This is a genomic window from Pseudomonas sp. CFSAN084952, from assembly GCF_009648855.1.
Classification (GTDB): Bacteria; Pseudomonadota; Gammaproteobacteria; order Pseudomonadales; family Pseudomonadaceae; genus Aquipseudomonas; species Aquipseudomonas paracarnis.
In genome coordinates this window covers 2,920,160-2,933,291 of record NZ_CP045767.1, presented here as the reverse complement: position 1 = coordinate 2,933,291, position 13,132 = coordinate 2,920,160, and the positions used below count along the sequence as shown (strand labels likewise).

Genomic DNA, 13,132 nt, shown 5'->3' with positions numbered 1-13,132 from the left:
ACCATGCTTTCCAACCCTAATATCGACCTGGTGTCGCGCTTTCTTCGCTTGCCTCTGGAGCAGCGCCAGCAGTTTTACCAGCGCCTGCAAAGCCGGGGCATGAGTTTCGCTCAACTGCCGATTGCTCCCACCCGCCACGACAGCGACACACCGACGTTGTCTTACGCCCAGGAACGCCAGTGGTTCCTTTGGCAACTGGACAAGGACAGCACCGCCTATCACATCCCAGGCGCCCTGCGTTTGCACGGGCACTTGGACCTGGCAGCGTTGCAACGCAGTTTCGACAGCCTGCTAGCCCGGCATGAAAGCTTGCGCACGCAATTGGTCGATGACGGTCAACGCCTGTGGCAGGCAGTGATGCCGCAGGCACGGGTGCAGATCCAGCAGGCGCACGTCGACCAAGCGCAGTTGATGGCGCGGGTGGAAGAGGAGGTGGCGCGGCCGTTCGATTTGCACCAGGCCCCGTTGTTGCGTGTGACGCTGTTGCAACTGGCCGAGGATGAGCATGTGCTGGTGATGGTGCAGCACCACATCGTCTCCGATGGCTGGTCGATGCAGGTGATGGTGGAGGAACTGGTGCAGCTCTACGCCGCCCATAGCCAGGGCCATGACCTGCAACTCCCGGAGCTGCCGATCCAGTACGCCGACTACGCGCTGTGGCAACGCGGCTGGATGGAAGCCGGGGAACAGGCGCGCCAACTCGCATATTGGCAGGCCCTGCTGGGCGGCGAGCAACCGGTGCTGGAATTGCCGCTGGACCGTCCGCGCCCGGCGCAGCAAAGCCATCGCGGTGCAAGCCTGCAGGTGCATCTGCAACCGACGCTGGTGGCGGGGCTCAAGCGCCTGGCGCAGCAAGAGGGTGTGACCGCGTTCATGCTGCTGCTGGCGTCGTTCCAAGCCCTGTTGTATCGCTACAGCGGGCAGTCGGATATCCGCATTGGCGTGCCGAACGCCAACCGTAACCGTGTCGAAACCGAGCGGCTGATCGGCTTCTTCGTCAACACCCAGGTACTCAAGGCTGACCTTGACGGGCAGATGCGCTTTGCCGAGCTGCTGCAACAAACCAAACGCCGAGCCCTGGAGGCCCAGGCCCATCAGGACCTGCCGTTCGAACAACTGGTGGTGGCGTTGCAGCCCGAGCGCAGCTTGAGCCACAACCCATTGTTCCAGGTGATGTTCAACCACCAGACCGATGCCCAAGGCGGCCGCGAAGGCCAGCAGTTACCGGGCCTGCGTGTGGTGGAACTGGACTGGGACAGCCAGACCACCCATTTTGACCTGAGCCTGGACACCCATGAATCCGCCGACGGGCTTTGGGCCGCGCTGACCTACGCCACCGACCTGTTCGACGCCGCCACCATCGAGCGCTTGGCGCAACATTGGCAACACCTGCTGCAGGCGGTGGTGAGCGCACCCCGCAGCCGCCTCTGTGAACTGCCAATAGTGGGTGCCGCTGAGCAACACAGGATGCTCCAGGACTGGAACACCCCCGCCGGTGTCACCCCCTTTGAGGCTGTACACCGGCTGTTTGAAGCCCAGGCTGATCAGCAGCCGGAACGTCAAGCCCTGGCCCTGGATGAGCAGACCCTCAGCTATGGGGAACTGAACCGTCAGGCCAACCGCCTGGCGCATTATCTGCTGGCTCAGGGCGTCGGCCCTCAAGGGCTGGTGGGGATCGCCGTGGAGCGCTCCTTTGCCATGGTGGTCAGCTTGCTCGCGGTGCTCAAGACAGGAGCGGCCTATGTGCCGCTGGACCCTGAGTACCCCCGCGAACGCCTGGCGCATATGCTTGAGGACAGTGGTGTGGGCCTGGTGTTGACCCAATCGCACCTGCATGGGCGCCTGCCGTTACCGGCCCAGGTGCTGGCGGTGGACATCGACCGGGTCCAGGCGCAGTTGGCGTTGCGTGCCGACGATAATTTGCCGGTTGAGGTCGAGCCCCAGAGCCTGGCGTATGTGATCTATACCTCCGGCTCCACAGGCAAGCCCAAGGGGGTTGCCATCAGCCATGCAGCACTGAGTGAGTTCGCTGGCATCGCGGCGGATTACTCGCAGCTGGTTGCCCAGGACCGAGTGTTGCAGTTTGCCACCTTGAACTTCGACGGTTTCGTCGAGCAGCTGTACCCGGCGCTGACCCTTGGTGCCACCGTGGTACTGCGTGGCCCGCAGTTGTGGGACGGTGCCGAGCTGTATCGGCAGATCATTGCCCAGGGCATTACCCTGGCCGACTTGCCCACGGCCTACTGGAAGCTGTTCCTGCAAGATTGCCTGGCAGCAGGCCCAAGGACCTATGGTGCCTTGCGCCAGATCCATATCGGCGGCGAAGCCATGCCGTTGGACGGCCCGCTGTTGTGGCAGCGCGCCGGGCTCGGCCATGTGCGCTTGCTCAATACCTACGGGCCTACCGAGGCCACCGTGGTTTCCAGCGTGCTGGACTGCACTGACCCGAGCGCCGTCAGCGCCGGCGGTGCCAGCCCCATTGGCCGGGCGCTACCAGGGCGTGGCCTGTATGTGCTGGACCGTGACCTGAACCTGCTACCGCTGGGCGCCGTGGGTGAACTCTATATCGCCAGCGCCAATGGCTTGGCCCGTGCGTATTTGCAGCGGCCGGGCCTGACCGCCGAGCGCTTTGTCGCTGACCCGTTCAGCCCATCCGGCGAGCGCCTGTACCGCACCGGCGACCTGGCGCGCTATCGCGCCGATGGCGTGGTGGAGTATGTCGGGCGGGTCGATCACCAGGTCAAGGTCCGTGGTTTCCGCATTGAACTGGGTGAAATCGAAACCGTGCTGCTGGCCCAGGACAGCGTGTGTGAAGCGCTGTTGCTGGCTGCCGACAACCAACTGCTGGCCTACCTGGTACCTGCGCAGACGCTGTCTGAAACCGAGCGCGCCGAGGTGGGCGAACAGCTGATGGCCACCTTGCGCGACCACCTGCCGGACTACATGGTGCCGGCGCACCTGATCTTCCTCGAGCGCATGCCGCTCAACCCCAACGGCAAGCTGGATCGCCAGGCCCTGCCCAAGCCAGATGCCAGCGTGGAACAACAGGATTGGCGGGTGCCGGTCACCCCGTTGCAACAACAGGTGGCGGCGATCTGGGCGGCTATTCTGGGGGCCGAACGGGTGGGCTTGAACCAGCACTTCTTCGAACTGGGCGGGCATTCCTTGCTGGCGATGCAGGTGGTGTCACGCATCCGCCAGACCCTGAGCCTGGAAGTGCCGCTCAAAGCCGTGTTCGAACATCCGCGGCTGGAGGCGTTTGTCGCGGCCATGCAAACCCAGGAGAGCCTATTGCCAACGGCGCCGGCCCTACTGCCGGCGGGGCGCGTGCAGCCGTTGCCACTGTCTTACGCCCAGGAGCGACAATGGTTTCTCTGGCAACTGGAACCCCACAGCGCGGCGTATCACATTCCCAGCGCGCTGCGCCTGAAAGGGCAATTGGACCTGGCTGCGTTGCAACGCAGTTTCGATAGCTTGCTGGCGCGTCATGAAAGTCTGCGCACCCATATCCGCCAGGATCACGACGGCGCGGTGCAAGTGATTGAGCCGCCAATGTCCTTGCCGATCACCCAGGCCGATGCCGATGAAGCCCAGCTCAGCGCCAGGGTGCAAGCGCTGATCGCCCAGCCGTTCGACCTGCAACAAGGCCCGTTGCTGCGTGTCACGCTGTTGCGCTTGGCCGCCGACGAGCATGTGTTGGTGTTGGTGCAACATCACATCGTCTCCGATGGTTGGTCGATGCAGTTGGTGGTCGAGGAACTGGTGCAGTTGTATGCCGGTTACAGCCAGGGCCAGGACGTGCAGTTGCCGGCGCTGCCGATCCAGTATGCCGACTATGCCGTATGGCAGCGCAGCTGGATGGACGCCGGTGAGAAGCAACGTCAACTGGCCTACTGGCGTGAGCTGTTGGGCGGTGAGCAGAGCGTGCTGGAGTTACCGTTCGATCACCAGCGCCCGGCTGTGCAGAGCCACCGCGGCGCACGCCTGGCATTCGAGCTGACGCCGGAACTCACTCAGGGGCTCAAGGCTTTGGCCCAACAGCAGGGCGTGACCCTGTTCATGTTGTTGCTGGCATCGTTCCAGACCTTGTTGCACCGCTACAGCGGCCAGGAAGAAATACGTGTCGGCGTGCCGATTGCCAACCGCAATCGCAGCGAGACCGAGCGCTTGATTGGTTTCTTCGTCAACACCCAGGTGCTCAAGGCCGATGTGCATGGGCAGATGAGTGTCGAGCAGTTGCTGCAGCACGTTCGGCAACGCGCCCTGCAAGCCCAGGCCCACCAGGATTTACCGTTCGAACAACTGGTCGAAGCCCTGCAACCTGAGCGTAGCCTGAGCCACAACCCGCTGTTCCAGGTCATGTTCAATCATCAGACTGACGTCGGCCAGGCTCAGGTTCAGCACCAACTGCCAGGGCTGCGGGTAGAAGGGCTGGACTGGGACAGCAAGACCGCACATTTCGACCTGGACCTGGACATTCAGGAGTCCACCGAAGGTATATGGGCCACCTTGGGTTATGCCCAGGACCTGTTCGAAGCCAGCACCGTGCAACGCATGGCGCGTCACTGGCAGAACCTGCTGCAAGGTATGGTCGCCAACCCACGACAGCAGCTCAGCCAGTTAAGCCTGCTGGACGCGACCGAACAACAACAGATCCTGCAACTGTGGAACCGCACGGAGTCTGGCTTTTCGGCCGAGCGCCTGGTGCACGAATTGGTCGGCGATCGCGCCCGCGAAACTCCGGACGCGGTGGCGGTGAAATTCGACGCGCAAACCCTGACTTACGGTGAACTGGATCGCCAGGCCAACCGCCTGGCCCATGCCTTGATCGCCCGTGGCGTCGGCCCGGAAGTGCGGGTGGCTATCGCCATGCCGCGCAGTGCCGAGATCATGGTGGCGTTCCTGGCGGTGATGAAAGCCGGCGGTGTGTATGTGCCGCTGGATATCGAATACCCACGTGATCGCCTGCTGTACATGATGCAAGACAGCCGCTCGAAAATGCTGTTGACCCATTCGGCCGTGCAACACCGGTTGCCGATCCCGGACGGCCTCGACGTCTTGGCGGTGGATCAGGTGCAAGCCTGGTCGGATTACAGCGATACGGCCCCGACTGTGGCGCTGGACGGCGACAACCTTGCCTACGTGATCTACACCTCCGGCTCCACCGGTTTGCCCAAGGGCGTGGCGGTGTCACACGGCCCGCTGGTGGCGCATATCATCGCTACCGGCGAGCGCTATGAAACCTCGCCGGCCGATTGCGAGCTGCACTTCATGTCGTTCGCTTTCGACGGCTCCCACGAAGGCTGGATGCACCCGCTGATCAACGGCGCCAGCGTGTTGATCCGTGACGACAGCCTGTGGCTGCCGGAATACACCTACGAGCAGATGCATCGCCATAACGTGACCATGGCGGTGTTCCCACCGGTGTACCTGCAACAGTTGGCCGAACATGCCGAGCGCGACGGCAACCCGCCGGCGGTGCGGGTGTACTGCTTTGGCGGTGATGCCGTGGCTCAAGCCAGCTACGACCTGGCGTGGCGCGCGCTGAAACCCAAATACCTGTTCAACGGCTACGGCCCGACCGAAACCGTGGTCACGCCGCTGCTGTGGAAGGCACGCAAGGGCGACCCCTGTGGCGCCGTCTACGCGCCCATCGGCACTTTGTTGGGTAACCGCAGTGGCTACGTGTTGGATGCGCAACTGAACCTGCAACCCATCGGCGTGGCCGGCGAGTTGTACCTGGGCGGCGAGGGCGTGGCCCGCGGTTATCTGGAGCGTCCGGCGTTAACCGCCGAACGCTTCGTGCCGGACCCGTTCGGCAAGCCTGGCAGTCGCGTGTATCGCAGCGGCGACCTGACCCGCGGGCGTCCGGATGGCGTGGTGGATTACCTGGGGCGTGTGGACCATCAGGTGAAGATCCGCGGTTTCCGTATCGAACTGGGGGAAATCGAAGCGCGCTTGCGTGAGCAAGCCAGTGTCGGTGAAACCGTGGTGGTCGCCCAAGAGGGGCCGACCGGTAAGCAACTGGTGGCCTATGTCGTACCACTGGACCGGACGCTCCTGGATGATGCTGTCGCTCAATCCACCGGTCGCGAAACCTTGCGGCGCGCCTTGAAAACCCGCTTGCCGGACTACATGGTGCCGACGCATTTGATGTTCCTTGAGCGTATGCCGCTGACCCCCAACGGCAAGCTCGACCGCAAGGGCTTGCCGCTGCCGGATGTGAGCCAGATGCAGCAGGTGTATGTGGCGCCCGAGAGCGAGTTGGAGCAACAGGTGGCGGCCATCTGGGCCCAGATCCTGGGCGTGGAGCGTGTCGGTCTGGCCGATCACTTTTTTGAGTCGGGGGGGCATTCATTATTGGCGATGCAGGTAATTTCGCGCCTGCGTCAATTGTTGGGTCGGGAAGTACCCCTCAGAACAATGTTTGAGCAACCGCGACTGCAGGGGTTTGTCGAGACCCTGTGCAACTCCCATGAATCACAGGCGAGTGTGCTTCAGATCCTGCCGGTCAGCCGTCAACAGCCGTTGGCGCTGTCTTATGCCCAGGAGCGCCAGTGGTTTCTCTGGCAATTGGATCCGCACAGTGCGGCCTACCATGTACCTAGCACCTTGCGCTTGCGTGGCTGGCTGGATCATGCGGCTTTGCAACGCAGTTTCGACAGTCTGGTAGCCCGTCATGAAAGCCTGCGAACGCAGGTACATCAGGACGAAGGGCAGGCCTTCCAGATAATCCGTGAAAACGGCACTGTGGCCATCCTTCATGAGCAGGTCAATGAGGCGGACCTGCAACGTCGGGTAGAGACCGAGATCGCGCAACCTTTCGATCTGCAGCAAGGGCCGCTGCTGCGCGTAACCTTGTTGCGCCTGGCCGAAGACGACCATGTGTTGGTGCTCGTGCAGCACCATATCGTTTCCGATGGCTGGTCAATGCAGGTGATGGTGGATGAGTTGGTGCAACTTTATGCCGCCTACAGCCAGGGCCAGGACCTGCAACTGCCGGCATTGCCGATTCAATATGCTGACTATGCCCAGTGGCAGCGTGACTGGATGACGGGTGGTGAACGCGATCGGCAAATGGGTTACTGGCAGGCTCTGCTTGGCGGTGAGCCGTCAGTGTTGGAGCTACCCCTTGATCGGCCGCGACCTTCGGTGCAGAGCTTTCGTGGTGCAAGCCTGGAGATCAAGCTTGCACCGGCATTAGTAGCGGGGCTCAAGGCCCTGGCGCAGCGTGAGGATGTCACGCTGTTCATTGTTTTGTTGGCGTCGTTCCAGGCTCTACTGCACCGCTACAGCGGGCAGCAGGATATTCGCGTGGGTGTGCCTATTGCCAATCGTAACCGGGTCGAAACCGAGCGCCTGGTAGGTTTTTTCGTCAACACCCAAGTGCTAAAGGGCGATTTCGATGCGCAGCTGACGGTCACCCAGCTGTTGCAGCAGGCCAAGCACCGGGCGTTGGACGCCCAAAGCCATCAGGACTTGCCGTTCGAGCAATTGGTCGAAGCCCTGCAACCTGAACGCAGCTTGAGCCGCAATCCGTTGTTTCAGGTGCTTTTCAATCATCAGAGTCAAGCGCGTCTAGCCAGTACGAGCCAGCAACTACCCGACCTGAGGATTGAAGGCTTGGAGTGGGGCACGCAAACCGCTCAGTTCGATTTGAGCCTGGACACACAGGAAACCGTCGATGGGCTATGGGCAACCCTGACTTATGCGACCGACCTGTTCGATGCCGCCACGCCCAATCGCATGGCGCGCCATTGGCAGAACCTGTTGCAGGCCATGTTGGATGACCCTCACCAACGTGTCGCTCAGCTACCGCTGTTGGAACCGCTTGAGCATCAGGTGATAGTCGAGCAGTGGAACGACACGGCGCAGGATTATCGGTTGGAAGACAGCGTGCAGAGGCAGATCGAAGCGCAAGTGCGGCGCACACCGAATGCCCAGGCTTTGGTGTTTGGCGCTCAGACACTGAGTTATACGCAGTTGAATGCACGAGCCAATCGATTGGCGCACCGTTTGATCCAGGCCGGTGTCGCGCCTGATGTGTTGGTAGGTGTGGCGATGGAACGCTCCACTGAAATGGTGGTAGCACTTCTGGCTGTGCTTAAGGCAGGTGGCGCCTATGTGCCGCTGGACCCGGACTACCCGCGCGAACGCCTGGCCTACATGCTGCAAGACAGCAACGTACCGCTGCTGCTGACGCAGGCGCATTTGTTACAGGCCTTACCGGTCAGCGCGCCCTCGCACTGTCTGGTGGTCGAGCCCGACGATCAATGGCTGAGCGAGTATGCCGATACCGATCCTGATGTGGCCGTAGACGCGGAAAATCTCGCTTACGTCATTTACACCTCCGGTTCCACCGGCCAGCCGAAAGGGGCGGGTAACCGCCACTGTGCGTTGACCAATCGGTTGCTATGGATGCAACAGGCTTATACGCTCGGCGCCGAAGATACGGTGTTGCAAAAGACACCGTTCAGTTTTGACGTATCGGTATGGGAGTTTTTCTGGCCCTTGATGACCGGTGCACGGCTGGTGGTAGCGGCCCCTGGAGATCATCGAGATCCATCGAAGTTGGTGGAGTTGATCAATCGGCACCAAGTGACCACCCTGCATTTCGTGCCTTCCATGCTGCACGCATTCCTGCAGGATTCACAGGTGGCCAGCTGTCAGGGGTTGCGCCGTATCATCTGTAGTGGCGAAGCCTTGCCGGTGGGGGTGCAGCAACACGTATTCGCCGAGCTGCCGAATACGGGCTTGTTCAACCTGTATGGACCGACTGAGGCTGCGATTGATGTGACTCACTGGACGTGCGTCGATGAGCATCGTGACAGCGTGCCGATTGGCAGACCCATTTCCAATCTGCGCACTTACGTGCTGGATGCGCAGTTGCAGCCAGTCGCGGTGGGCATTGCGGGCGAGTTGTACCTGGGGGGCGTCGGGCTGGCACGCAGTTACCATCGACGTCCCAGCCTGACCGCAGAGCGGTTTGTACCGTGCCCGTTCCAGCCTGGCACGCGGTTGTATCGTACCGGCGACCGGGTGCGACAGCGCAGGGATGGCGTGATCGAATACATTGGGCGCCTGGATCATCAAGTAAAACTACGCGGTTTGCGCATAGAGCTGGGTGAGATCGAGGCGCGCTTGCTGGAGCATCCACTGGTGCGCGACGCCTCGGTGCAAGTGCATGAAGGCAAGTATCTCGTTGGGTATGTGGTGCTGCAGGATTCGACACTCGCCTGGCGTGATGCACTGAGCACTCATTTATTGGCACATGTGCCGGACTACATGGTGCCTGCGCAGTGGGTACTGCTGGACCATATGCCACTGAGCCCCAACGGCAAACTGGATCGCAAGGCGTTGCCTGCGCCGGATTCAAACTTGCACGAACGGCACTTCGTCGCAGCGCGCAATACGCTGGAGCAAGCACTTGTAGCCATTTGGCGCGAAGTCCTGGAGCTTGAGCAGGTGAGTGTCGAAGATAACTTCTTCGAGTTGGGCGGGCATTCGTTGCTGGTCCTGATGCTCAAGGAGCGCATCCGCAAAGCTGTTGGCGTGGAGCTGTCGGTGAGTCAGTTGATGCTCAATCCGAGCGTCGCAGGGCAGGCGGCTTGCCTTGAGGGAAGCGCTGGCAGTTCGTTGATCGTGAGGCTCAACAGTCAAAGCCGTGGAACACCGTTGTACCTGTTCCATCCCAGCTATGGCTCGGTGCATTGTTACAAGGCGATTGCCCTTGCGTTGCGTGAGCACAGGCCGGTGATGGGGGTGATGTGTCGCGCCTTGGCCGAGGAGGGCAGCGAGGTGCCAGCCTGGGCTGCAATGGTCGAGGACTACACGACGCAATTGTTGAAGGCTCAGCCCGAGGGTCCGTTCCGTTTGGCCGGTTGGTCGCTGGGGGGCAACCTGGCGATGGAAGTCGCCTATGGCCTGGAGCAGGCGGGCCGACAGGTCGAGTGTGTTGGCTGGATCGACGCATCCCCGCCGCAGTGGGTCAAGCCGTTTTGGGATACGGCGGTGATGGTTGACGAAAGAGAAATTTCTGCCAATGAACGGCGTGTGGAACTGTTGGAGGTGATGTTCCCTGAGTTCTCCCAGCAGATTCATGCCCACTGGTCCGAGCTGCAATGCTTAGAGGCTGCAGAAGGCGAGCAATGGACTGCATTCAGCCACTGGGCCGAGGAAACCCTGGGCTCGCGTTTTGGCGAGCTCAAGGATGAGTTGCTCAGTGGCCACGAAGCGCAGATTTCCTGGGAGGTTGACCGCATTCTCGGGCAGCGCCTGCACGATGCCGACTTCAAGGCGATCAAGGCACCGATAAGTTGCTGGTGGGCGACCTTGAGTCGTACTGGGGTACATCATCAATTGATTGAGGCGAGCATGCTGGAAGTTGCAGTGCAATCAACGATCGAGCGCTCAGTGTTGATCGAGACCAGCCATGACCGATTAATCGATAACGCAGAGTTCGTCCATAGCTTCGCTGCCGCGATGAGCTGACCAGAGGCCAATATGAAAAGCCCCCAGTCACCTTGAGCGACTGGGGGCTTTTTTATGGCCCTATCTATAATTCGGACAAACAAACCGCCCCGGGCAGTCATTGCCTCGGGGCGTCTGATCCTGCTTTAGAAGTCCCAGCGAGTGCTGAGCATGAAGTTACGGGGTTCACCATAAGCGGCAGAATTGTAGAAGCCGATGTTGGTGTAATAGGACTTGTCGAAAACGTTGTTGATGTTCAGCGTCGCCGACACGTTTTTAGTGAATTGATAACGGGTCATCAGGTCCACCAACCAGTACGCTTCTTGAGAGAACTCCTCGTAGCCACCACGGGGAGAGTTATAGATATTCTGCCAGCCAACGCTCTGCCAGCGAGCGCCACCGCCAACGGTCAACTTGTCAAGATTACCCTTGAGCTTGTAAGTGGTGTACAGGCTGACCTGGTCTTCGGGTTCGAAAGTGGAAATCTTGACGTCTTTGTCGTCACGCACAATCTTGTGCGTATAGCCAGCCTGGAGCTGCCAGCCCGGAGCCAGTTCGCCGGACATCTCCAGCTCGTACCCCTTCGTCACGGCCTGGGTGCCTTTGAACGCGTAGTTCGAGGGGGTAGGTTTCAAGTTGTTGTAGTCATCGTCCGAAACGGAACGGTTGTCTTCATGGATCTCGAAGTAGGCCGCACTGGCGTTTACACGACCATCCAGGAAGTCGGCCTTTACACCCAGCTCCCAATTCTGGCCTTCGTCCGGCTCAAGCAGCTTGTTGTCCCTGTCGCGGTTATAGCTTTCCTGGGGCATGAAAATATCGGTGTAGCTGGCGTAAACCGAGTAGGTGTCATTCAGGTCGTACACCGCACCGACATAAGGTACAAAGCGTCCTGACTCGCGATAGGTAGGGTTGTAGCCGGTCACCGTGTAGTTGACTACCCGGCCACCGAGCAGCAGCTTCAGGTCGTCAGCAAGGTTCAGCCGTGTTGTCATGTACATGCCGGTCTGGCGGACGGTGTCGTCGATTTTCGATTGTGGTTTGCCCCAATCAGGTTGCGGTGCGTTGCCGTGCCAGTTATTGAAGTCCACCAGGTTGGGGGCGAGGTTCCAGTAGCCATTGCCATTCCATTCCGAAGCGCTGATGGAACCGCCGAATACCAGTTCATGCTCCCTGCCTCCCAGGCTGAAGGGGCCGCTTACATACAGATCGGCGGAGTCACTGACGGTTTCACCGGTGTATTTGCCCGAAGTCAGCTGTGACTTACCATCCAATCCCGGGGTGTCACCCTGAATGGAACCCATGAGTGCGTGGTAGCCGTTGATCTTGTGATCCAGTTGCAGTTTGGTTATCCAGCCATCCCCCAGGTCGTGCTCCAACATGGCGAAGACGGTGCGGGTGTATTGCTCCCAACTGCTCCAGTCGGCCGCGTTGTTGAACGAGCGCTTGACGTCGTTGCGATTACCCTGGGCGTCGATCAATGGGAAACTGCCCGACCAGGATGAGCCTTTCGGCAGGCTGTCCTGATAATCGCCGCCGACTGTCAGCAGGGTATCGGGAGACAGGTCGAACTCCATGATGCCGTAGTAAGTCGGGCTTTTGCGCTCGTAGCGGTCCATGAACGAGTGTTTGTCCTGATAGGCGGCGACGGCCCGGCCACGGATATTGCCGGTCTCGGTCAGCGGGCCACTCACATCCAACTCGCTGCGGTAGTTGTCCCACGAACCGGCACCCAGCGTGGCATGACCTTGGAACTCAGAGGTCGGCTTTTTGCGTACCAGGTTGATAGTGGCCCCCAGTGAACCAGCACCGGTCAGCAGGCCAGTCGCGCCCTTGAGTACTTCAACACGGTCGTAGATCGCCATGTCGCTCAGCGTGTTCCCCGCCGAGTAAGCCACGTTGCGTGCGGTGGAAGGGATCCCGTCATATTGGAAGTTGTTGATAGAGAAACCACGAGCGTAGTAGTTGCTGCGCTCAGTATCGAAGGCTGAAACGGTAATGCCCGGCGTGTGGCGCATCACGTCGTCGACACTGTTCAGGCCAAAGTCGTCCATGTGCTGACGCGTGACCACGGTCACCGATTGCGGGGTTTCCTTGGGTGTCAGGACCAGGCGCGTTGCGGTGGCAATCGAGCCTGGCGTATAGGAGCCGGTATTCTCGGTGACGTTACCCAGCATGTTGCCAGTGACTTGCGTCGGGCTCAGCTCCAGCCCACCACCACTACCAGCAGCAGTGACAGTCAAGGTGTTGCCGTTGAGGTTATAGGTGGTCTGGCTACCGGCCAGCAATGCATTGATGGCCTGCTGTGGCTGCATCTTGCCCTTGACGGCGGGGCTGTTCTTGCCCTGCACATCGCCCGGGCTGTAGAGCACTTGCACATTGGTCTGGCGGCCAAATTCCTGCAGTGCGCTCCCCAGCGACTGTGCAGGAATATTCAACTCGATCTCCTGGGCCTGCACATAGCCTGCAATCGGCATCGACACAGCCAACGCCAGGGTACTGGGCAAGAGGTTGATGTTCAGGGCCCGGCGCATGGATAGCGCTTTGCTCAGGGGGCTGAGACCGAGTCGTGCTGGCATGGATGCTTTCTCTTCTATGTTTTAAGTGGGCAATTCTAAGTGTTTATTGAGTTTAGTTCTCATTACCACTAGTGAGACGTTCC

General features: G+C 60.4%; 2 protein-coding genes. One reads left to right on the top strand and one right to left on the bottom strand.

Annotated elements, in window-relative coordinates:
* Positions 1-3 precede the first annotated feature (3 nt).
* Positions 4-10,491, top strand: coding sequence for a non-ribosomal peptide synthetase (locus GH769_RS12965; RefSeq protein WP_153649778.1), 10,488 nt, complete (start codon positions 4-6; stop codon positions 10,489-10,491).
* A gap of 125 nt (positions 10,492-10,616) precedes the next feature.
* Here GH769_RS12965 and GH769_RS12960 read toward each other — a convergent pair whose 3' ends face one another.
* Complete coding sequence (locus GH769_RS12960) at positions 10,617-13,049, bottom strand: TonB-dependent siderophore receptor (protein ID WP_173877515.1); 2,433 nt, start codon at positions 13,047-13,049, stop codon at positions 10,617-10,619.
* Positions 13,050-13,132: the final 83 nt, after the last annotated feature.

What these genes read in the sequence shown, in the direction of transcription:
- GH769_RS12965 (WP_153649778.1), top strand. Translation starts at nt 4, where the DNA reads ATGCTTTCCAACCCTAATATCGACCTGGTGTCGCGCTTTCTTCGCTTG.
- GH769_RS12960 (WP_173877515.1), bottom strand. Translation starts at nt 13,049, where the DNA reads ATGCCAGCACGACTCGGTCTCAGCCCCCTGAGCAAAGCGCTATCCATG.